Annotated in this window: 18 protein-coding genes; 11 read left to right on the plus strand and 7 right to left on the minus strand. The window is 65.5% G+C overall.

Annotated features, from left to right (window positions below; genetic code table 11):
* Positions 1–37: 37 nt before the first annotated feature.
* Entirely contained in the window at positions 38–1,972 is a 1,935-nt protein-coding gene (locus NLM32_RS39900; RefSeq protein WP_254134133.1) for a tetratricopeptide repeat protein, read from the minus strand.
* A 168-nt stretch (positions 1,973–2,140) separates the two neighbouring features.
* Between NLM32_RS39900 and NLM32_RS39905 the strand changes: the two genes are divergently transcribed.
* From NLM32_RS39905 to upp, 4 genes are all read left to right on the plus strand, one after another.
* On the plus strand, positions 2,141–2,653 hold the full coding sequence (locus NLM32_RS39905; RefSeq protein WP_254134134.1) for a sigma factor-like helix-turn-helix DNA-binding protein: 513 nt from the start codon (positions 2,141–2,143) through the stop codon (positions 2,651–2,653).
* A gap of 263 nt (positions 2,654–2,916) precedes the next feature.
* The gene (locus NLM32_RS39910) at positions 2,917–4,173 is read left to right on the plus strand and encodes a GTP cyclohydrolase II (protein ID WP_254134135.1); all 1,257 of its coding nucleotides are present in this window, start codon (positions 2,917–2,919) and stop codon (positions 4,171–4,173) included.
* 7 nt (positions 4,174–4,180) lie between these two features.
* Positions 4,181–5,419, plus strand: a complete 1,239-nt coding sequence (locus NLM32_RS39915) for a URC4/urg3 family protein (protein ID WP_254134136.1) — start codon at positions 4,181–4,183, stop codon at positions 5,417–5,419.
* Between the two features lie 169 nt (positions 5,420–5,588).
* Positions 5,589–6,218 carry a uracil phosphoribosyltransferase gene (gene upp, locus NLM32_RS39920; protein WP_237866030.1) on the plus strand — a complete coding sequence of 210 codons (630 nt, stop codon included), beginning with the start codon at positions 5,589–5,591 and terminating at the stop codon, positions 6,216–6,218.
* Between the two features lie 246 nt (positions 6,219–6,464).
* On the opposite strand, the gene NLM32_RS39925 is transcribed toward upp, so the two are convergent.
* Both NLM32_RS39925 and NLM32_RS39930 read right to left on the minus strand, forming a co-directional pair.
* On the minus strand, positions 6,465–7,595 hold the full coding sequence (locus NLM32_RS39925; protein WP_375143614.1) for a M48 family metallopeptidase: 1,131 nt from the start codon (positions 7,593–7,595) through the stop codon (positions 6,465–6,467).
* Positions 7,596–7,598: 3 nt separating this feature from the next.
* Positions 7,599–8,762: a YjgN family protein gene (locus NLM32_RS39930; protein WP_254134137.1), complete on the minus strand. Its 1,164-nt coding sequence runs from the start codon at positions 8,760–8,762 to the stop codon at positions 7,599–7,601.
* Positions 8,763–9,059: 297 nt separating this feature from the next.
* Between NLM32_RS39930 and NLM32_RS39935 the strand changes: the two genes are divergently transcribed.
* On the plus strand, positions 9,060–10,325 hold the full coding sequence (locus NLM32_RS39935) for a cytochrome P450 (RefSeq protein ID WP_254134138.1): 1,266 nt from the start codon (positions 9,060–9,062) through the stop codon (positions 10,323–10,325).
* A gap of 96 nt (positions 10,326–10,421) precedes the next feature.
* On the plus strand, positions 10,422–11,696 hold the full coding sequence (locus tag NLM32_RS39940) for a cytochrome P450 (protein WP_254134139.1): 1,275 nt from the start codon (positions 10,422–10,424) through the stop codon (positions 11,694–11,696).
* 229 nt (positions 11,697–11,925) lie between these two features.
* On the opposite strand, the gene NLM32_RS39945 is transcribed toward NLM32_RS39940, so the two are convergent.
* Positions 11,926–12,846 (minus strand): LysR substrate-binding domain-containing protein, encoded by a 921-nt coding sequence (locus tag NLM32_RS39945; protein ID WP_254134140.1) that lies wholly within the window; start codon positions 12,844–12,846, stop codon positions 11,926–11,928.
* A gap of 125 nt (positions 12,847–12,971) precedes the next feature.
* Here NLM32_RS39945 and NLM32_RS39950 point away from each other — a divergent pair, with 125 nt between their 5' ends.
* The 4 genes from NLM32_RS39950 to mdlC all read left to right on the plus strand — a co-directional run bounded on the left by NLM32_RS39950 (position 12,972) and on the right by mdlC (position 17,903).
* A complete protein-coding gene (locus NLM32_RS39950) occupies positions 12,972–14,141 on the plus strand; it encodes an acyl-CoA dehydrogenase family protein (protein ID WP_254134141.1) in 1,170 nt (389 codons plus the stop codon).
* 9 nt (positions 14,142–14,150) lie between these two features.
* Entirely contained in the window at positions 14,151–15,251 is a 1,101-nt protein-coding gene (locus NLM32_RS39955; RefSeq protein WP_254134142.1) for a CaiB/BaiF CoA-transferase family protein, read from the plus strand.
* A 14-nt stretch (positions 15,252–15,265) separates the two neighbouring features.
* Positions 15,266–16,117, plus strand: a complete 852-nt coding sequence (locus tag NLM32_RS39960) for a MaoC family dehydratase N-terminal domain-containing protein (protein ID WP_254134143.1) — start codon at positions 15,266–15,268, stop codon at positions 16,115–16,117.
* 163 nt (positions 16,118–16,280) lie between these two features.
* Positions 16,281–17,903: a benzoylformate decarboxylase gene (mdlC, locus tag NLM32_RS39965; protein ID WP_254134144.1), complete on the plus strand. Its 1,623-nt coding sequence runs from the start codon at positions 16,281–16,283 to the stop codon at positions 17,901–17,903.
* Positions 17,904–18,069: 166 nt separating this feature from the next.
* Here the strand turns inward: mdlC and NLM32_RS39970 are convergent, their stop codons facing one another.
* Positions 18,070–18,846, minus strand: coding sequence for an SDR family NAD(P)-dependent oxidoreductase (locus tag NLM32_RS39970; protein ID WP_254134145.1), 777 nt, complete (start codon positions 18,844–18,846; stop codon positions 18,070–18,072).
* 75 nt (positions 18,847–18,921) lie between these two features.
* Here NLM32_RS39970 and NLM32_RS39975 point away from each other — a divergent pair, with 75 nt between their 5' ends.
* Positions 18,922–19,383, plus strand: a complete 462-nt coding sequence (locus NLM32_RS39975; protein WP_254134146.1) for a MarR family winged helix-turn-helix transcriptional regulator — start codon at positions 18,922–18,924, stop codon at positions 19,381–19,383.
* A 192-nt stretch (positions 19,384–19,575) separates the two neighbouring features.
* Here NLM32_RS39975 and NLM32_RS39980 read toward each other — a convergent pair whose 3' ends face one another.
* Both NLM32_RS39980 and NLM32_RS39985 read right to left on the minus strand, forming a co-directional pair.
* On the minus strand, positions 19,576–20,370 hold the full coding sequence (locus tag NLM32_RS39980) for an SDR family oxidoreductase (RefSeq protein ID WP_254134147.1): 795 nt from the start codon (positions 20,368–20,370) through the stop codon (positions 19,576–19,578).
* Positions 20,371–20,426: 56 nt separating this feature from the next.
* Complete coding sequence (locus NLM32_RS39985) at positions 20,427–21,122, minus strand: hemolysin III family protein (protein ID WP_254134148.1); 696 nt, start codon at positions 21,120–21,122, stop codon at positions 20,427–20,429.
* Positions 21,123–21,166 lie beyond the last annotated feature (44 nt).

The following is a 21,166-nucleotide window of genomic DNA, read 5'->3' on the forward strand; positions in this document are numbered from 1 at the left end:
GAAAACGAGGCCGGAGCTGCAGGGTATGTCCGATTGTCTAGGTTTTGCCTAGTCCGATGCGGCGCATGAGCTCCGTGAACCGCGCATCACTGCGGAGCGGATCGAAGGCGGGCCGCAGCAGGATCGAGGGATTGAAGCGGGCCTCATAGGCCTTCTCCAGCCAGCCGAGCGCGGCGTCGCGATCGCCGAGGCCTACGTAGATGAGCGCGATGTTGGCCTGCGCCGATGGATAGGCGTCGGCGTGCGAGGCCATGTCCGCGGCGATCCTGGCGGCGTCGTCCTTGCGGCCGGAGACGGCATAGGCGTAGGCGAGATTGGAATCGAACACGCTGCTGTGGCCCGAAATTTCGATCGCCTTGCGGAACTCCGCAATGGCCTCGTCGAAACTGCCTGTCAGCACCAGGGCCTGGCCGAGCTCGTAATGGCCGACGGCAAAGCCGGGATCGAGCTCGAGCGTCTTGCGGCTCTGTGCGACCGCGGCGTCGAAATCATGGTTGATACAGAGCGCATCGGCGATGTCGGCGCCGATGATGAGGGAGAGAGGATCGAGGCTTTGCGCCTCCTTGAACTCTCGCAGCGCCCTGCTCGTCTCGCCCGTCAGCATCAGATGCCATGCGTACCAATGATGCGCTGTGGCGTAACTGGGGTTGAGACGGATGGCGGCCTCGTATTCGGAAGCAGCGACATCCCAGTCCCAGCCGTAGAGATCGAGCGCAAAGGCGAGCGAGGTGTGGGCTTCGCCGAGCGTGCCGTCGAGCTCGAGCGCCTTGCTGGCCGCCGCCGTCGCCTTGGAGAACGCCTCCGTGGTCGACAGCACGCCGTACTCCCAATCGCCGGCAAGCGCATAGGCGTCCGCAAGGCCGGAATGCGCCTCGGCATAGTTGCGGTCGACCTCGATGGCCTGGCGGAAATATCTGATGGCGGCGCGGAGGCCGTCGCCGGTGCGCTTGTTCAGGAAGTAGCGGCCCTTCAGGTAATTTTCGTAAGCCAGCGGATCGATGCTGCGCGGCTTGTCGAAAGCGGCGCGCTCGCCGTGGTTCAGCGTGGCGCGCACCTGCCCCGCCACGGCGCGGGCGACGCGAACCTGAAGCGTCAGCGCGTCGCGCACATCGCCCTCGTAACTGTCGGCCCAGACGCGGCTGTCGTCGGCTGCCTGAATCAGCTGGGCCGTGATCCGCACGCGCCCGTTCGCACGCATCACGCTGCCTTCGATCACGGCGTCGACGTGGAGCTCGCGCGCGATGGTCGCGAGCGATTTGTGCGCGCCCTTGTAGGTCATCGCCGAGGTGCGCGAGATCACCCTGAGCGCATCGACCTTGCCGAGCTCCGTGATCAGCTCGCCGGTCATGCCGTCCGCGAAAAAATCCTGCGACGGATCTTCCGAGGTATCGACGAGCGGCAGCACCGCGAGCGAATGGATGGCTTGCGTTCCCTGAGGCCTGGGCGAGAGCCACGCCAAAAGCGCCGCGGCCAGCAACAAGACCAGGCCGATCGAGGCGAACACGCCGTGACGGCGACCCATGACGGGCCGTACCGGAGGCGCCGTCTCCGGCGCGAGGACTGCCGCCGGCGGATCGGGTTCACGCGGCGCACTGCCATCGACGACGACGGTGACGTCGGCGAGAAAGCGATAGCCGCGGCGCGCCACCGTCTCGACGAAGCGCGGGCTCTCCGCGGAATCGCCCAGTGCCTCCCTGATCTTGCTGACGGCCTTGTTGAGCCCGTGATCGTAGTCGACCACCGTCTGCGGCCAGAGCAGCGTGCGCAGCTCCTCGCGCGTCACCACCTCGCCCGGCCGTTCCAAGAGCGCCGAGAGCAATTGAAACGGCTGCTCCTGCAAACGCACCCGCCTGCCGTTCTTGACCAGCTCGCCGCTGCGCGGATCCGCCTCGAACGCGCCGAACTTCGTGCGCCTGCCAGGCTGTGCGGAGGCTGCCGCGGGTCTCTCGATCAATTCGGGTTCGAGCAGCATGGACATCTCATCGAGGCGTTGGGGAGGTGTCATCGGAAGCTGATGATTTCACAGGGCTTCCCGGGGGATTGCGATTCCAGCGAAAGACCACGCGCCGTCCATTGAGACCGGCTGCGGTGCGAGCGAAGAGAGCCGCGCACAACAACACGGGATCGCGCGGGGCTATCGATGCAGAACGGTGTCAATCCGGGACGGGACGGCATGCCTATGCTCGACTCGGCTTATAATTTTGCGCGCTTCCTGAGCGGCGACGCGGAAGCCGCCGAACACATCGTGCAGGCGGCGTTTCTCCGGACCGATGTCGACGCGGGCGGGAGAGGCCGGACCCGGTTGTTGAGGGGCGTGCGGAATTGCTATCGGACATGGCTGACCACCCGGCGGCGACACGATCGGCAAAGTGATGTATTCGCACACAAGGGGTTACCTGATGCGGTCGCCGCTTCCGTCCTCCGAACGGACGACCGTGCCGACAAAATTTCGGCCGCCGCCAAGTTCGATGCGGCGACAATTCGCTGCGCCATCGAGACCCTGCCGCGGCGCCTGCGCGAAATCCTGGTGCTGCGCGAGATCGATTTGTTGTCCTACCGGGAAATCTCCGAGGTGACGTCGCTGCCGACAGGCGAGGTCATGTCGCGACTGGCCTGCGCGCGACGCAGGCTTGCGGGATTCGCGGGTCATTAATTCGAAAATTGTAATTATATCAATATCTTAAATGGATGGCGCCCGGAGGCGAGTAGCCCAGCCGGTGCGTCCCACCATTCCGATCAGGCCAGACAGTCCCCATATAAAGGACGGATAAACCGCCCTGCCCGCCCCACACGATTAACTTGTCTGTCGTGGCCGGCCGCTACAATATGTTGGATTGCGTCGCCGGCCTCTGCCGGCAACGCCGCAGAGCCAGGCCCGTCCGAGCGGCGGGCCGTTGGCTTTTTGGGAGTTTGGCCATGAGCCGCGCGAACCGTACTGAGCATATCCGCCTGACTTCTCATCCGGAGCCGGGCAAGAAGGCCGCTTACCCGATTCACTGGGGTGCCGCCGATGCACGTGCCCGCGGGCCGATCATCGGCACGGTGTCACGCGCCGGGGATCGCAACGTGATCGGCAGCCATGGCGGCTCCTACGCGATGTACCGCGCGCTCGCCGTCTCCGCCGGCGCGCTCGATCCGATCCGCCGTCCCGATCTCACCAACACGTTCCCGGCGGCGACCATCGGACCGTTCGAGCAATGGTGCGATCCCGCCAAGATCGTCGCGCTCGACCCCTGGGGGCATCTGGTCGCCGAGAATTTCGGCAAGGACATCGCCGAGGGCGTCGACATCCGCCCGAGCATCGCGGTGACGCGGGCGCGGCTCGACCTGCCCGAAATCCGCGAGGCGCTCGCGGCCAAGCGATTGCGTGCCGACGGCGAGGTCGTGCATGCCAATGGCAGCGTCTCGGTGGTGAAGATCGCAATCGATCCGGTCTGGTACCTGCCCGGCCTTGCCGAGCGCTTCCAGACCAACGAGACCGAGCTGCGCCGCACGCTGTTCGAGCAGACCGCCGGCATGTTCCCCGAGCTCGTGACCCGGCCTGACCTGAAGGTGTTCCTGCCGCCGATCGGCGGCACCACGGTCTACATGTTCGGCGATGTGACGAAACTGCCGGACCACCGCACCAAGATCACCTGCCGCGTCCATGACGAGTGCAACGGCTCCGACGTGTTCGGCTCCGATATCTGCACCTGCCGGCCCTATCTGATCCACGGCATCGAGGAATCCGCGCGCGGCGCGCAAGAGGGCGGGCTCGGGCTCGTCGTCTACAACCGCAAGGAAGGCCGCGCGCTCGGCGAGGTCACCAAGTTCCTGGTTTACAACGCGCGCAAGCGCCAGGAGGACGGCGACGCGGCCGCCGCCTATTTCGAGCGCACCGAGTGCGTCGCCGGCGTTCAGGACGCGCGCTTCCAGCAATTGATGCCGGATACGATCCACTGGCTCGGCCTGAAGCGCATCGACCGCTTCCTGTCGATGAGCGACATGAAGTACGACGCGCTGACCTCGCAAGGCATCGACATCGTCGAGCGTGTGCCGATCCCGCTGGAGCTGATTCCGGCCGACGCGCATGTCGAGATCGCCGCAAAGAAGGCCGCCGGCTATTACACGACCGACATTGCGCCCGAGAAGGACGTCAACGGCGTGGTCGGACGTTCGCTGGAAAAATACTGATCAGGCGATGGCGGACGTTTCAGAACTGCAGGCACGCGCGCTCCTCACCGCAAAGGCGGTTCGCGCGCGGGCCGGCGAGATGCTCGCAATCGGACTGAGCGGCGGGCTCACGCATTTCACGATCAATCTCGATCGGATGGACGGTGTTGCGGAGGCCGTGCTGGCCGTCACGCGCAAAGCCTATCCGACGCTCGACATTCCTTTCCATGCGCGGTGGCGGCACTTTGTGTTCGGCGGCGTCGACCGCTGGGCGCAGCTGGCCGACGCGGCATCGTGGCCCGATCGCGCGGCGCGGGCGCGCGCGGAGTTCGACCTCGCCATTGTCAGTGTGCTGCTCGATGCCGGCGCGGGTGCTGCGTGGCGATATCGCGACGCATCGACGGGGCAAGGGATCGGCCGATCCGAGGGACTTGCGATTGCGAGCCTCGACATGTTTGCCGGCGGCCTGTTTTCCCGTGACGCGCACGCTCCCTTCAGGGCCGATGCGGACGTGCTCGCAAAGCTGCCGCTCGCGGCGCTCAACTCGGCCTTCCAGGCGAGCGACGCCAATCCGTTGCTCGGTCTTGAAGGCCGCACCGATCTGCTGCGGCGCCTCGGCAAGCAGGTCGCGGCGCGCCCCGATGTCTTCGGCATGCACGACGCGCCACGGCCGGGCGGGCTGTTCGATCATATCGCCGCGCAGGCCACGAACGGCGCCATCCCCGCGCCTGCGATCCTGTCCGCGGTGCTGAACCAGCTCGGGCCGATCTGGCCGTCGCGGCTCGAGCTCGCCGGTGTCCCGCTCGGCGATTGCTGGCGCCATCCGGCGATCAAGGCCGACGATGCGACTGCCGGCCTCGTGCCGCTGCACAAGCTGTCGCAATGGCTGAGCTACTCGCTGATCGAGCCGCTTCAGCGCGCCGGGTTCGACGTCACCGACATCGACGGCCTGACCGGGCTTGCCGAATACCGTAATGGCGGCCTGTTCGTCGATCACGGGGTGCTGCGCCTGCGCGATGCCGCGGATGCCGATCGTGCGCATGCGGTGGACTCGCTGCTCGTCGTCGAGTGGCGCGCGCTCACCGTTGCGCTGCTCGATCGCGTTGCCGAACTGGTTCGCGCCAAGCTCGGCCGCACGCCGCAGTCGCTGCCGCTCGCTAGCATCCTGGAAGGCGGCACCTGGGCCGCCGGCCGGGCCATCGCCTTTGCGCGCCGTCCCGACGGTTCACCGCCGCTCAAGGTGATCAGCGACGGCACTGTTTTCTAAACCCTCTCCCCCTGCGGGAGAGGGTGGCTTCGCGACAGCGAAGCCGGGTGAGGGGTATGTCTCCACGGGCATTTCTCTCGCTTGAGTTCGCGGAAGCAGACCCCTCATCCGGCGCTTCGCGCCACCTTCGCCCACAAGGGGAGAAGGGAAACAGCAAGAGCATCCAATCATGGAAGGCGTCACGATCGTCGATCATCCACTGGTGCAGCACAAGCTGACGCTGGTTCGCGACAAATCGATCTCGACAAAGTCGTTCCGCGAGCTGATCAAGGAGATCGGCATGCTGCTCTGCTACGAGGTGACGCGCGACCTGCCGCTCACCGATACCATGATCGAGACGCCGCTGGCGACGATGCACTCGGCCAAGATCGCCGGTAAGAAGCTGGTGTTCGTGCCGATGCTGCGCGCCGGCACGACCTTCGTCGACGGCATGATGGACCTGGTGCCGACCGCGCGCGTCGCCCATATCGGGCTCTACCGCGAGCCCGAGAGCTTTGCCGCGGTCGAGTACTTCTTCAAGTCGCCGTCGGATCTCAGCGAGCGCCTGGCGATCGTGGTGACGCCTGTCGTCGCGACCGCCAACACGGCCGTCGCCGCGGTCGACCGGCTGAAAGAGCGCGGCGCCAAGGACATTCGCCTCGCCTGCCTGATCGCAGCCCCGGAGGGACTCGAACGCCTGCGCGGCCTGCATCCCGACGTGCATATCTGGACCGCCGCGGTGGATGAAGGCCTCGACGAGAACGGCTTCATCCTGCCGGGCCTCGGCGACGCCGGCGACCGCGCCTACGGGACGCGGTAGCGTGGAGCAGGATGAAGTTGGATCGAGTTAGGCCAAGAGCATAACTCTCTCCGTTCCCTCCCCCCTTGCGGGGGAGGGGCAGGGAGAGGGGTTCACACGGGGATTCTATCCATCGCGCACCTGCCTCGGTGCGTCGGCAATAACCGAAACCTTTTCCTGGGCTACCCCCCTCCCTAGCCCTCCCCCGCAAGGGGGGAGGGAACGCACCTCCGTCGAGGCGCTCCTTGCCTCTCGTCGCAGCCCGCTTCAGATCTTCCCGCTGCCGCAGATGCCTTTCAGCGCCTGCCATTCCTTGTCGGTCAGCAGCGGTGGGCCGCTGGCGGGGCGGTCTTCCCTGGTCATGCGCGCGAGGCGGTCTTCGGTCAGCGGATGGCTTGCCAGGATCGTGAAGCCTGATCCGCCTTCCTTGCCGGTGATGCGGAACATCAACTCGGCCGCGGGCTTCGGCGAGCGGCCGAGCTTGTGCATGATGTCGATCGCGAAGGTGTCGGCATTGGTCTCGGCCTCGCGCGAATAGGAGGCTTCGACCAGGCTGCGCGAGGCGAAGATCACCGCGGACGAGCCGGTGACGTCGCCGAACAGCAGGCCGATCAGGAACGAGGTGCCGCCGTTGTAGATCAGGCCGCGCATGTTGTCGTGATGCTTGAGATGGCCGAGCTCGTGGGCAAGGATGCCGGCGATCTCGTCGGGACTTTCGGCCTTGTCGAGCAGGGCGTTGAGCACGAAGACCTTGCCGCCCGGCAGCGCGAACGCATTCGGCACCGAGCTCGGCAGCACGCCCGCCGTCATGGTGTCGTCGTCAAGCCCGGCCGCATCGCGCAGTCGGTTGACGAGCTTGGCGAAGGCCGCCTGGCCAGCCGGATCGCTGCAGGACTCGCGCCCGAAGATGGTCTTCACCTGGACCTCGGACGCATCGCCGATCCGCCGCTCGATCGGCTTCGGCACCAGCGGCGCCAGGCGATCCGCGGCGAGCGGCACGCCGAACAGCACGACGCAGACGATGGAGATGGTGGCTGCAAGCGACCAGCCGACGATTTTTGCGACACCGCGGCCCGTGGTCTGGTGCTCGTCGAGCCGCGGACAGCGTGCGACGAGATCGGCGCCAAAAGCCGCATCGCGGATCTCGAGCCGCGCCAGCGGCGGCGCGGACGTCGCGGTCAGGCGCAAGATGCCGGCCGGACTGTCCGCGCGGCGGATTTCGTCAAAAGCCCAGCGCGTGGCGGTCCGGCCCGTCTCTCCGTCGCCCGGCTCGACGATCTCGAGCGCATCAGCCAGGGTCAGCATGACCTGACGCCGGCGGCTCGAACGTCCGTCGAAGAAGATCGCTTGCTGTCCGGGCTTCGTCTCGGCGCCGGGCTCGGCGGTCACATCACTCACGATCTAGAATCCCGCGACATCGAGACCATCGGCAAAGCCTTCACCGAGCGCGCTGGCCAGCTCGCCGCTGGCGCGGACATCGGCTGCGGCTCCAATATCGTGCACGGTGACGGTCTCCAGCACCTTGGCCCAGAGATCGCGCTGGAGATAGACGCGCATGACGATGTTGATGGCCAGCGCAAGCGCGAAATAGCCGATCACCATCATCACCATCATCGGGATGCTCTTGGCAGCGTGGTCGGGCCCGAACACCTGCTCGGCCGGCAGGCCGCTCACCTTGACGACGAGCAAGGTGGCACCGCCGATGTAGAGGCCGAACAGGGTCGAGAGCAGCATCCACCAGCCGACCATCTTCCAGTAAAGGCCGTAGAACGCATTGTGCGGCAGATCCGATGACAGGCTGACGCCGCCGATGCGGATGCCGTTGAGCCACCAGCGCCATTCGCGCGCCTTGAACTCGGCATAAAGGAACGGCGCGAGCGGGAAGATGATGACCGCGATCGGCGTGAGCAGCCACAGCCACCAGCCGCGCTTGAAGAACTCCCAGCCGTTTCCTTCGAAGTCGCCCTGCAGATCGCCGAAATGCGTGTGCCGCATCTTGTAGCGCTCCAGCGACGCCTCGCGCCACGGCAGCGCCAGGCCGAGCGTCAGGAACACCAGCAGGCCCCACAGCATCGCGCGAAACGAATACGCCCAGCCGGAGCCGTCCATCCAGAAGCGCACGCCACGCCAGACCGTGCGGGTCAAACGATAACGTCGTGCGCGAAAGATCGCGAACTGGCCGAAGGCGTAGAACGAGATGAACAGCGGGGTCGAGGCAAAGCCCTGCCAGCGCTCGAACTCGATACCGATGAGAAAATAGGCGAGATAGATCGGCACCAGGATCGCGAGCGCGAACAGGAAGCCGATCAAGAGCTCCTTGCCGCGGCCGGTATATTCGGCGGCGTCGCCGTCGATCGCGGTGTTCGACCACAAATGGCGGCGGATGTCGGTGACGAGCCAGAACCGGTAGAAGCCGAAGGTGACGAGCTCCAGCATGGCACCCTTGGTGACCATCTTGCGGAACTCGGTGCGATTGCCGGTGAAGTCGACCCGGGAGGGCGGCAGCGGCGGCGGGACCGGTTCGGGGCGGCCGATCGGGGCCCATTGCATGTCATTCACAGGCATCAACCTCGGGATGCGGATCTGATCCGCTCAAACTATAGATCAGAGATTGGTCGATCCCCAAGATGGGCGGGTTCGATTTACCTCGGTTTCGAGCGATTTCTTGCACGATTGCGTGGGCGGAGACGTGCGGGAGGTCACGTTCAAGCAAGACCATGACGGCCGCCCGACGCTCTCGCGAAGGTTGGATGTGGCAAAACTCTCCCTTGCTCCGGCGCAGACAACGGGCTGTAATTGCTATCCAAATACCGCAGCGCAGAATTCAAGAAAATCGCGCGGTTCATGCCAGGGAGAGCGGTCATGCACGGGACCATGGAGAGCGCGGCGAATCTCGACGCATTGCGCGAGCGCGCGTCGTCACTTCCGCTGGAGCAATACGATCCCGGCGATCCCGAATTGTTCAGGACCGATACGTTCTGGCCCTATTTCGACCGGCTGCGCCGTGAAGATCCCGTGCACTATTGCAAGGATTCGATGTTCGGCCCGTACTGGTCGGTGACGCGCTACAACGACATCATGGAGATCGAGACCAACCATTCGGTGTTCTCCTCCGCGTCCGCGCTCGGCGGCATCACCATCCGCGACATCGATCCCGACCTGCGCCGCGAGAGTTTCATCTCGATGGACCCGCCGCGGCATGCCGCGCAGCGCAAGACCGTGGCGCCGATGTTCACGCCGACGCATCTGGACAATCTCGCGCTCAACATCCGCAAGCGCTCGGCCGAGTGCCTGGACAACCTGCCGCGCGGCGAGGTGTTCGACTGGGTCGACCAGGTCTCGATCGAGCTCACCACGCAGATGCTCGCGGTGCTGTTCGACTTCCCCTGGGAGGACCGCCGCAAGCTGACGCGCTGGTCCGATATCGCCACCACCATCCCCGGCCCCGACGGCCTGGTCGCGACCGAGGACCAGCGGCAGGTCGAGCTGACGGAATGCGCGCAGTATTTCGCGCGGCTGTGGAAGGAGCGCATCGAGCAGCCGCCGAAGAGCGACCTTCTCTCGATGATGGCGCATGGCGCCGCGACGCGCGACATGGATGCGCGGAACTTCCTCGGCAATCTCATCCTTTTGATCGTCGGCGGCAACGACACCACCCGCAACACCATGTCGGGCTCGCTTCTCGCGCTGAGCCAGCACCCCGAGCAATACCGCAAGCTGCGCGAAAACCCCGCGCTGCTCGACAGCTTCGTGCCGGAGGTGATCCGCTGGCAGACGCCGCTCGCGCATATGCGCCGCACCGCGCTCGTCGATTTCGAGTTCCGCGGCAAGCAGATCAGGAAAGGTGACAAGGTCGTGATGTGGTACGTCTCGGGCAACCGCGACGAAGAGGCGATCGAGAAGCCCTACGACTTCATCATCGACCGCGCCCGCCCGCGCACGCATCTCTCGTTCGGCTTCGGCATCCACCGTTGCGTCGGTTTGCGACTTGCCGAACTCCAGCTCAAGATTATCTGGGAGGAGATCCTGAAGCGATTCGACCATATCGACGTGATGGGCGAGCCGAAGCGGGTGTATTCGAGCTTTGTGAAGGGTTTGGAAACGCTGCCGGTCAAGATTGCGGCGTGACCTCTGAATTATAGTGTATAACATTGGCACTTGCGACGATGCCCTCGCCCCTCTGCGCTGCGCCGCGGGGTGAACGAACACAGGGAGCGACTGCCCATGAACATTCAGACCCCGGTCAAGGCCGACAAGGCCGAACGCATGCGGCGTGCGCGCGAGGAAGCCTATGCGACGCCCCTGAAGAATTTTCATCCGGGCGCGCCGCGGCTGTTCCAGGACGACACCCTGTGGCCGTGGTTCGAGCGGTTGCGCAAGGAAGAGCCGGTGCATTACTGCACCAACGCGCCGATCGAGCCGTACTGGTCGGTGGTGAAATACAACGACATCATGCATGTCGACACCAATCACGGCCTGTTCTCCTCGGACTCGACGCTCGGCGGCATCGGGATCCGCGACGTGCCGCCCGGCTATGACTGGCCGAGCTTCATCGCAATGGACCAGCCCAAGCACTCGTCGCAGCGCAAGACGGTGTCGCCGATGTTCACGCCGACGCATCTGGACGAACTGGCAAAGCTGATCCGCCAGCGCTCGCAGACCGTGCTCGACAATCTGCCGCGCAACGAGACCTTCAATTTCGTCGAGCGCGTCTCGATCGAGCTGACCACCCAGATGCTGGCGACCCTGTTCGACTTCCCCTGGGAGGAGCGGCGCAAGCTGACGCGCTGGTCGGACGTCGCGACCGCGCTGCCCAAGAGCGGCATCGTCGAGTCCGCCGAAGAGCGCCGCCGCGAGATGGACGAGTGCTACGCCTACATGTCGAAGCTGTGGAACGAGCGCGTCAACTCGGCGCCGCGCAACGATCTCCTGTCGCTGATGGCCCATAGCGACGCCACGCGCTTCATGGATCCCGACAATCTGATGGGCAACATCATCCTGCTCATCGTCGGGGGCAACGACACCACGCGCAACACCATGACCGGTTCGGTGCTGGCCCTGAACGAGAATCCCGAGCAGTACGACAAGCTGCGCGAAAACCCTGATCTGATCGACACCATGGTGCCCGAGGTGATCCGCTGGCAGACGCCGCTGGCGCATATGCGCCGCACCGCGCTTGCCGACACCGAGATCAACGGCAAGCACATCAAGAAGGGCGACCGCGTCGTGATGTGGTACGTCTCCGGCAACCGCGACGAGGAGATGATCGAGCGTCCCGAGGAGTTCATCATCGATCGCGCCCGGCCGCGCACCCACCTCTCGTTCGGCTTCGGCATCCACCGCTGCGTCGGCATGCGGCTCGCCGAGCTGCAACTGCGGATCGTCTGGGAGGAGATGCTGAAGCGGTTCGACCGCATCGAGGTGGTCGGCGAGCCGAAGCGGATCTATTCGAGCTTCATCAAGGGATATGAATCGCTGCCGGTGCGGATACCGGGCTGAGACAGCGTTCGGGCGGCGCGCTCAACTCCCTCCCCTCACCCTGAGGAGCCTGCGCAGCAGGCGTCTCGAAGGGCGAGGCCATCGGCCGGGCCTTCATCCTTCGAGACGCGCGCAAAAGCGCGCTCCTCAGGATGAGGAGCAAACACCCCAGCTATAAAATCTCGGCATGACAGCTCGCGCCAGATGCGAAGGCAAGATGGCGCCCGACTGGTCTACGACACCGGCACATCTAACTCAGCTTGATGTCCCACACGCCGTCCTTGCGGCAGGCGGCAACCTCGTCGCGCAACAGCGCGGTGACGGCCAGCGAGGCCGTCGAGGCCGGGCGGTCGATCGGAGAGGCGAAAATGAGCTCGCGTGACATCGGCTTGGAGACGGCAGCGATTTCCAGCCGGCCGTCCGCGACCTCGGCGTGGACCGACGATGGCGGCAGCAGCGCAAACCCGAGGCCCTCCTCGACGAGGCTCGTCAGCACGCGGAACGAATCCGCTTCCAGCTGGACGTTGAGCTTGATCTTGCGCTGGGCGGCCGCGTGCTCGATCAGCGCACGGAGGCCGTGCGAATGACTGGGCAGCACCAGCCGCTGTCGCAGCAGCCAGCCGATATCGATGGTCTTCTTGCGCGCGAGGCCGCAGCCGCGCGGACCGACCGCGACGATGTTGTCACGCCCCAGGCTCTGCACATTGAGATGCAGATCGGCCGAGCGGCCGTACAGGATGGCGAGATCCATCTCGCCGCGATGCAGCCATTCGACGATATGGCCGCTGTAGCTTTCGACGATGCGCAGCGAGATGCCGGGATATTTTTCGACGCAGCGCCGCGCAAAACGCGCCGACAGCACGCAGCTCACGGTCGGAACCAGGCCGAGCACGACCTGGCCCGATGGCGGCCCCTTGGCCGACTGGATGTCGTCGCGGATCTGGTCGATCTGCCGCACGATGCCGGAGGTGCGCGCCAGCAGCAGCCGTCCGGCCTCGGTCAGCACCATGCCGCGGCCGTTGCGGGTGAACAGTTCCGTGCGCAGCTCGTGCTCGAGCAACTTGATCTGCCGCGAGAGCGCCGGCTGCGCCACGCGCAACGTGTCGGACGCCTTGCTCAGGCTGCCGAGCTCCGCCACGCAACTGAAGGTCCTGAGCTGCCGGAAATCCATGCTTGCCAATCCTGGAAGGCTACTCCATACGCTATAGCAAATGAGCATAGGGGGCTGGCGATGTTTTCACAACGCCAGAGGATCGGCCGGCGTTATCTTAACTGCCGCTACGAACGGGAAACGCCATGAGTGAAGAACACCACACCGAGGATCACGCCGACATCCGCGAAGCCGTCGCAAAGCTCTGCGCGCAGTTTCCCGGCGAATACTGGCGCAAGCTCGATCGCGAGATGGCCTACCCCAAGGCCTTCGTCGACGCGCTGACGCAGGCCGGTTACCTCTCGGTGCTGATCCCCGAGGAATATGGCGGCGCGGGCCTGAAGCTGTCCGCCGCGGCCGCGATCCTCGAGGAGATCCAGCGCGCAGGCTGCAATGGCGGCGGCTGCCATGCCCAGATGTACACGATGGGCACCGTGCTCCGTCACGGCAATGACGAGCAGAAGGCAAAGTACCTGCCGAAGATCGCGAGTGGCGAGTTGCGGCTGCAGGCCTTCGGCGTCACCGAGCCAACCAGCGGCACCGACACCTCCTCGCTCAAGACCTTTGCGCGCAAGGAAGGCAACGACAGCTACATCGTCAACGGCCAGAAGATCTGGACCAGCCGCGCCGAGCACTCCGACCTGATGGTGCTGCTGGCGCGCACCACGCCGAAGGAGCAGGCCAAGAAGCGCACCGATGGCCTCTCGGTGTTCATCGTCGATATGCGTGAGGCCAAGAACAATGGCCTCGAGATCCGCCCGATCCGCACCATGATGAACCACGCCACCACCGAAGTGTTCTTTACCGACATGAAGGTGCCGGCGGAGAATCTGATCGGCGAGGAAGGCAAGGGTTTTCGCTACATCCTCTCCGGCATGAATGCCGAGCGCATCCTGATCGCGGCCGAATGCGTCGGCGACGCGAAGTGGTTCATCGCCAAGGCCACCAACTATGCCAAAGAGCGCAGCGTTTTCGGCCGGCCGATCGGCCAGAACCAGGGCATTCAATTCCCGATCGCCAAGGCTTACGCCTCGATGCGCGCGGCCGAGCTGATGGTGAAGGAGGCGACACGCAAATACGAGGCCGGGCTCGACTGCGGCGCGGAGGCCAACATGGCCAAGATGCTGGCGGCCGATGCGTCCTGGGAGGCGGCGAACGCCTGCATCCAGACCCATGGCGGCTTCGGCTTTGCCGAGGAATACGACGTCGAGCGCAAATTCCGCGAGACGCGGCTGTATCAGGTCGCGCCGATCTCGACCAACCTGGTGCTGTCCTTTGTCGCCGAGCACGTGCTCGGCATGCCCCGCTCGTACTGAGGTCGCATCATGGGAGCGTTGGACGGGATCAGGGTGATTGCGGTCGAGCAGGCCGTGGCGGCGCCGTTCTGCTCGTCGCGTCTGGCGGACGCCGGCGCGGAAGTGATCAAGATCGAGCGGCCGGAGGGCGATTTCGCCCGCGGCTATGACGCGGCGGCCAAGGGCCAGAGCAGCTATTTTGTGTGGCTCAACCGCGGCAAGCAATCGGCGGTGGTCGATCTCGCCACCAAGGAAGGCCGGGCCGAGCTCGAGAAGCTGATCGCGAGCGCCGACGTGCTGGTGCAGAACCTCAAGCCGGGCTCGATGGACAAGCTCGGCTTCTCGCGCGAGCGGCTCTTGAAGGACTATCCGAAGCTGATCTCCTGCACCATCACCGGTTATGGCGACGAGGGCCCCTACGCGCACCGCAAGGCCTATGATCTCTTGATCCAGGCCGAAAGCGGCCTTGCTTCGATCACCGGCAATCCCGACGGCGCCTCACGCGTCGGCATGTCGATCGTCGACGTCGCGACCGGCGCCACTGCCCATGCTGCGATCCTCGAGGCGCTGATCGCGCGCGGGCGCAACGGCAAGGGCTGCGACATCCGCATCTCGATGTTCGACGTGATGGCGGACTGGTGCACCGTGCCGCTGCTCAACGCGGAGGCCGGTAATCCGCCGAAGCGCATGGGCCTGCGCCATCCCTCGATCGCGCCCTATGGCGTGTTCACCTCCAGGGACGGCAAGGACATTCTGATCTCGATCCAGAGCGAGCGCGAGTGGAAGACGCTCTGCGCCGAGGTGCTGGACCAGCCCGATCTGCCAAAGGATCCGCGCGTCGCCAATGGCGTCGAGCGCGTGCGCAACCGCGACTTCACCGACAAGACGGTCGCGGACAGTTTTGGCAGCCTGACGCGCGACCAGTTGCTGACGCGGCTGTCGGACGCCGACATTGCCTTCGCCGAGGTCAACACTATGACCGACCTCACCGACCATCCGCATCTGCGCCGGATCGAGGTGGATACGCCGAACGGCCGCGTCAGCTATCCCGCGCCGGCGCCGATCATCGTCGGCGAGACCCGCGCGTACGGCGCTGTGCCGGCGATCGGCGAAAATCCATCGAAGAAGTAACAGAGCGAGGCGTCATGACCGGAAAGCTCGACATCGACCATCTGCGGCAATGGATCGGCCGCAGCGAAGCGGCGACCGACATCGTCACCGCGCAATTGGTGAAAGGCCTGCGCGCGACGCTGTTCCAGGAAGTCGGCGAGCCCAAAGCGGGCGACGCCGCGCCGTTCACGGTGCATTGGTGCCTGGCGCAGCCGGTGTTTTCGATGTCGATGCTCGGGCCCGACGGCCACCCGACCCGCGGCGGCTTCCTGCCGCCGGTGCCGCTGCCGCGCCGGATGTGGGCCGGCGGCGAGATCGAGTTTTTGCAGCCGCTGCGTGTCGGCGACGAAGCAACCCGGACCTCGCGCATTGCCGATGTGCAGGTGAAATCAGGCTCGACCGGCACGCTGTGCTTCGTCTCGGTGGAACACAGCATCTCCTCGGCACGCGGCGTCGCCATCCGCGAGCGGCAGGACATCGTCTATCGCGAGATGACGAGCAGCGCGCCCGCCGGCGGCAAGGCCCCGCCTCCGCCGCCGACGGCGCAGCACCGCGAAACCCATGTCTCCGATCCCGTGCTGCTGTTTCGCTATTCGGCGCTGACGTTCAACGGCCACCGCATCCATTACGACCGCGACTACGTCACGAAGGTCGAGGGCTATCCCGGCCTGATCTTCCACGGCCCGTTGCAAGCGGCGCTCATCATCGAGATGGCGGCGAAGCTGCACGGCGGAACGGCGCCGAAGAAGTTCACCTATCGCGGGCTGCAGCCGCTGTTCGAGGGCACGGAGTTCTCGATCAATGCCAACGAGACCGAGGCGGGTCTGGAGCTGTGGACTGCGAACGCGGAGGGGCAGCCGACCATGAAGGGAACGGCGGTGTGGTGACGGCGCCGCTGTCATTGCGGGCGGCGACGTGACGATCTAGACCCTCACCCTGAGGAGCCGCATAGCGGCGTCTCGAAGGGCGAGGCCACAGCCGGGCCTTCATCCTTCGAGACGCGCGAAGACGCGCTCCTCAGGATGAGGGATGAACAGGGGACGGAAACCAATGACAAAAAACGGCAAGACCGGCAGCAAGTCCGTCACCGTCAAGCAGGCGACGCTCGATCTGCTGCGCTCCTTCGGCATCAAGCGCGTCTTCGGCAATCCGGGCTCGACCGAGCTGCCGTTCCTGAGCGACTGGCCCGACGACATCGACTACGTGCTCGCGCTGCAGGAAGCCTCCGCGGTCGGCATGGCCGACGGCTATGCGCAGGCGACGCGCAATGCCGGCTTCGTCAACCTGCATTCGGCGGCCGGCGTCGGCAACGCGCTCGGCAATATCTATACCGCGCACCGCAACCAGACCCCGCTGGTGATCACCGCCGGCCAGCAGGCCCGCTCGATCCTGCCCTTGCAGGCGTTCCTCTATGCGGAGCGCGCATCCGAGTTTCCCCGGCCCTATGTGAAGTACAGCGTCGAGCCGGCGCGGCCCGAGGACGTGCCCGCCGCGATCGCGCGGGCCTATTACACCGCGATGCAGGCGCCATGCGGGCCGACCTTCGTCTCGATCCCGATCGACGACTGGACGCATGCGACCGCGCCGGTCGAGGCACGCAAGGTCAGCCGCGAGCTCGGGCCTGAGCCCGAAGCAATCAAGGCGCTGGTTGCCGCGCTCGGCTCCGCAAAGCACCCTGCCCTCGTCGTCGGCCCCGGCGTCGACCGCGCCGGCGCGGTCGATCTGATGGTGCGCGTCGCCGAGAAGGCGAAGGCTGCCGTCTGGGTCAGCCCGTTCTCGGCGCGCTGCTCGTTCCCCGAGCGGCATCCGCAATTCGCGGGCTTTTTGCATGCCTCGCCGGCGCAGCTCTCCGACGCGCTGCGCGAGCACGATCTCGTCGTCGTGATCGGCGCGCCCGTCTTCACCTTCCATGTCGAGGGCCATGCCGCGATTTTCGACGGCGGTGCGACCATCTTCCAGATCACCGATGATCCGGATGCCGCCGCGGTCACACCGGTCGGCACCAGCATCATCGCCACCATGAAGCCGGCGCTGAGCCTGCTGCTCGACCTTTTGCCAGACAGCAAACGCGCCACGCCAAAAGGCCGCACGCTGCCGCCGGCGCCGCAGGCCGCAGATCCGCTGCCGGTCGAGTTCCTGCTGCATTCGCTGTCGCAGGCGATGCCGGATGGCGCATCATTGGTCGAGGAAGTGCCCTCGCACCGGCCGGCGATGCAGAAGTTTCTGCCGATGCGCGGCCAGGACAGTTTTTACACCATGGCGAGCGGTGGCCTCGGCTATTCGCTGCCTGCCGCCGTCGGCATGGCGCTCGGCAAACCGAACAACCGCACGGTCTGCCTGATCGGCGACGGCTCGGCGATGTACTCGATCCAGGCGCTGTGGACCGCAGCCCAACGCAAGCTGCCGCTGACCATCGTCGTCATCAACAATTCCGGCTACGGCGCGATGCGCTCGTTCAGCCAGGTGATGCAGGTGCGGAACGTGCCGGGCCTGGAGCTGCCGGGCATCGATTTCGTGCGGCTCGCCGAAGGCATGGGCTGCCACGCGGTGCGGGTGACGAAGGCGGCAGAGCTCGGCGAGGCACTCAAGCGCGGGATGGCGCACGAGGGCACCAGCCTTGTGGAGGTCGTCGTGGATTCGACGGTGCCGGTGCTGTACGGGCAGAAGCATTAAGACGCGCTCCCTCCACATCGTCGTCCTGGCGAAAGCCAGGACCCATTACCACCGCCGACAATTTGACGACGGCTGGTCATGCCGATCTCGCGCTACAACTACTCCCTGGGGTAATGGGTCCTGGCTTTCGCCAGGACGACACCAAGATTTTGGTTCGCGCCCAACATCACGCCGCCAAGAATCCCCCGTCCGCCGCAAGCACATGCCCGACGACATACGATGATGCGTCGGACGACAGCCACACCACGGCTTCCGCCACCTCCTCCGGCGTGCCCATCCGCCGCAGCGGCAGGCCGGCGCCAACGCTTGCGACGTCGCCGACGCCGGCGCTGAGCATCATGTCGGTGATGACACGGCCGGGGGCGATGGCGTTGATGCGGATGCCGCGCGGGGCATTTTCCATCGCTGCCGACCGCGTCAGCGAGATCGCGGCGGCCTTCGAGGCCGAGTAGAGCGAGAAGCCGGGATTGGGATTGCGCACGCCACTGACCGAGGCGTTGACCACGATGCTGCCGCCGCCGTTCGCCAGCATCGCCGGCAGTTGATGGCGCAGGCACAAGAACAGCGCGCGGACATTAGTGTCGAACACGCTGTCGTAGATCTCCATGCCCTGCTGCTCCAGCGGCGCACGGCGTTCCTGGAAACCGGCATTGTTGAAGGCGACATCGAGCCGGCCGCAGCGTTCAACCGCCGTGCGCACCAGACGCTCGACGTCGTCCTCTCGCGTGATATCGGTCTGGATCGGGATGGCCTGCGCACCGAAATCGCGGCACGCTGCTGCGGCGGCCTCGATCTCGGCCTCGCGCCGGCCCGCGACGACAACCGCTTCGGCGCCCTCGGCCGCCATCCGCAGCGCGGTGGCGCGACCGATGCCGCTGCCGCCACCCGTGACGAGGCACACCTTGCCCCTCATGCGCCCGCCGGCTGGCAAAGTTCCGCTCATGGCCCACTCCAAGACGCTTGCGCGCGCCGTTGCGCGCATATAGTTGTATGATACAACTATATGCCGGGAGTCAAGATGGCTGAACTCGCGCTGATCGACGACATCCGCGCCGCCTCGCGCCTGATGGTGCGTGAGCTCGGCTTCATGGATGCGACGGTGGCGGCATCGGACTATCCGCCGTCAGCGGTGCACACAATTTTGGAGATCGGCATCCGCGGTCCGCTGACCTCGGGCGAGCTCGGCGATTTCCTGCGGCTGGAGAAATCCAGCGTCAGCCGCATGGTGCGCAAGCTGATCGACTGCGGTGAGCTCAGGGAGACGCCGGACGAGCTTGATGCGCGCAGCAAGCTGCTGTCGCTGACCGCGAAGGGCCGGCGCACGCTGGAGGCGCTGCATGCGTTCGGCCGGCAGCAGGTGCGCGGCGCGCTGGCTGCGCTGACGGAGGCCGAGCAGCGCACGGTCCGCGAGGGGATGATGCTCTATGCGCGGGCGCTGCGGGAGAGTCGGGGGGAGGATGAGGCGGAGACGACGGCCTAACTACCGCTGTCGTCCCGGCGAACGCCGGGACCCATACCGCGTGATTTCTCGGTAAGCGAAGGTGTCAGTACCGCAGGAAAGATCATTGCCAGTCCTCGCCAAACTCCTCCCTGGGGTTATGGGTCCCGACGTTCGCCGGGACGACACTGATCGTTTTGGCGCAGGCATGGCTCAAGCAAGCAGACCTGTCGGCTACTTCCCGAACTCTTCCCGCATCTTCGCCTGGATCTTGGCCATGCCGCCGATCCAGCGGTCGTAGTTCTCGGTTTTCTTGCGCATGTAGCCGAGCACCTGGGGGTGCGGCAGGATCAGGAAGGTCTCCTGATCGAGGCCGGCGAGCACGTCCTTGGCGACCTGCTCGGGCGTGAGGTCGCCGTCGCCGGATTGCGGGCCCTTCGGGATCGAGCGCAGCATGTTGGTGTCGACGCCCTGCGGGCAGAGGATCGAGACCTTGATATTGTGGGCCTTGTGCGAGATCGCGAGGTTTTCGGCAAAGCCGACCGCGGCGTGCTTCGTCGTGGAATAGGCCGGACTGCCGACCTGCGACAGCAGGCCCGCGGCCGAGATGGTATTGAGGAAATAACCGCCACCGCGTGTCTTCATACGGGGAATGAGGTGCCGCGCCGCATAGACATGCGCCATCACGTGGATCGCCCAGGAGCGCTGCCAGGGCTCGTCGGAGGCGCCGCCGGCATTGACCGACATCGGATCGAAGCCGCCGCCGATGCCGGCATTGGAGCAGAACAGCGCGATCGGGCCGAACTGCCGCTCGGTCTCCTCGATGACGTGAGAGATCTCCTTTTCCTGCGCGACGTCGCATTTGAAGGCTGCGCCATCGACCGTCGCGGCGACGGCACGCGCGTTGGCGGCATCCATATCCGCGACCACGACCTTGGCCGCGCCCGCCTTGTGAAAGGCCTCGCACAGCGCCTTGCCGATGCCGTTTGCGCCGCCCGTGACAACCACGACCTTGCCGGTCACCTGCATGCGACGTCTCCTCTTGTCTTGATACCGCGCTGCTTATGCCGCTGCGCGGAACTTCGCTAGCTCAACACGAGGTCGAGCACCGCGGTATAATGGCATGCCGCGCCGGCCAAGACAAAGCCGTGCCAGATCGCGTTCTGGAAGCGCAGCCGCCGCCAGGCGTGGAAGATCACGCCGAGGCTGTAGAGAATACCACCTGCCAACACGAAGCCCAGCGCCAGCGCGGGCAGCGCCTTGACGACGGGGCCATAGAGCATCACGCCGCTCCAGCCCATCGCAAGATAGATGCCGACGGCGACACGGTCGAACCGGCCGGGATAGCGAAGCTTCAGCACGATGCCGACGATCGCGACGCACCAGACGCAGACAAGCAGCGCCAGCGCGAACACGCTGTCCTTCACCTCCAGGATGAACGGCGTGTAGGTCGCGGCGATCAGGAGATAGATCGCGGAATGGTCGAACCGCCGCAGCAGCCATTTGACCGGCGAGACCGGCCAGAGGTTATAGCTCGCCGACAGCACCAGCATCGACAGCAGGCCAGCAACATAGATCGAGACCCCGACGATGTCGGTGGCATCGGCATAGACCGCCGCGAGCACGACGAGAACGGTCGCAGCGATAATGCCGGAGAGCACGCCGATGGCGTGGATGACACCGTCGGCGATCAGTTCGGCGCGGTCGTAGTGCCAGCCGACGGCGTCGGCCGCGGCATGGACCGAATGGGAGGCGAGCTGTTTCAATCTGAAGACGGTCATGGCAATCCGCAAAGCAAATACAAGGCCACTGTTCTATGGGTCTT

It is taken from the genome of Bradyrhizobium sp. CCGUVB14 (genome assembly GCF_024199935.1).
Taxonomy (GTDB): Bacteria; Pseudomonadota; Alphaproteobacteria; order Rhizobiales; family Xanthobacteraceae; genus Bradyrhizobium.

Excerpts from the sequence above, each read along its gene's own strand:
- mdlC (WP_254134144.1), top strand. The coding sequence starts at position 16,281 with ATGACAAAAAACGGCAAGACCGGCAGCAAGTCCGTCACCGTCAAGCAG.
- NLM32_RS39935 (WP_254134138.1), top strand. The coding sequence starts at position 9,060 with ATGCACGGGACCATGGAGAGCGCGGCGAATCTCGACGCATTGCGCGAG.
- NLM32_RS39980 (WP_254134147.1), bottom strand. The coding sequence starts at position 20,370 with ATGCAGGTGACCGGCAAGGTCGTGGTTGTCACGGGCGGCGCAAACGGC.
- NLM32_RS39900 (WP_254134133.1), bottom strand. The coding sequence starts at position 1,972 with ATGCTGCTCGAACCCGAATTGATCGAGAGACCCGCGGCAGCCTCCGCA.
- NLM32_RS39975 (WP_254134146.1), top strand. The coding sequence starts at position 18,922 with ATGGCTGAACTCGCGCTGATCGACGACATCCGCGCCGCCTCGCGCCTG.
- NLM32_RS39905 (WP_254134134.1), top strand. The coding sequence starts at position 2,141 with ATGCAGAACGGTGTCAATCCGGGACGGGACGGCATGCCTATGCTCGAC.
- NLM32_RS39945 (WP_254134140.1), bottom strand. The coding sequence starts at position 12,846 with ATGGATTTCCGGCAGCTCAGGACCTTCAGTTGCGTGGCGGAGCTCGGC.
- NLM32_RS39940 (WP_254134139.1), top strand. The coding sequence starts at position 10,422 with ATGAACATTCAGACCCCGGTCAAGGCCGACAAGGCCGAACGCATGCGG.
- NLM32_RS39970 (WP_254134145.1), bottom strand. The coding sequence starts at position 18,846 with ATGAGCGGAACTTTGCCAGCCGGCGGGCGCATGAGGGGCAAGGTGTGC.
- NLM32_RS39985 (WP_254134148.1), bottom strand. The coding sequence starts at position 21,122 with ATGACCGTCTTCAGATTGAAACAGCTCGCCTCCCATTCGGTCCATGCC.
- NLM32_RS39910 (WP_254134135.1), top strand. The coding sequence starts at position 2,917 with ATGAGCCGCGCGAACCGTACTGAGCATATCCGCCTGACTTCTCATCCG.
- NLM32_RS39950 (WP_254134141.1), top strand. The coding sequence starts at position 12,972 with ATGAGTGAAGAACACCACACCGAGGATCACGCCGACATCCGCGAAGCC.
- NLM32_RS39960 (WP_254134143.1), top strand. The coding sequence starts at position 15,266 with ATGACCGGAAAGCTCGACATCGACCATCTGCGGCAATGGATCGGCCGC.
- NLM32_RS39930 (WP_254134137.1), bottom strand. The coding sequence starts at position 8,762 with ATGCCTGTGAATGACATGCAATGGGCCCCGATCGGCCGCCCCGAACCG.
- NLM32_RS39955 (WP_254134142.1), top strand. The coding sequence starts at position 14,151 with ATGGGAGCGTTGGACGGGATCAGGGTGATTGCGGTCGAGCAGGCCGTG.
- upp (WP_237866030.1), top strand. The coding sequence starts at position 5,589 with ATGGAAGGCGTCACGATCGTCGATCATCCACTGGTGCAGCACAAGCTG.
- NLM32_RS39915 (WP_254134136.1), top strand. The coding sequence starts at position 4,181 with ATGGCGGACGTTTCAGAACTGCAGGCACGCGCGCTCCTCACCGCAAAG.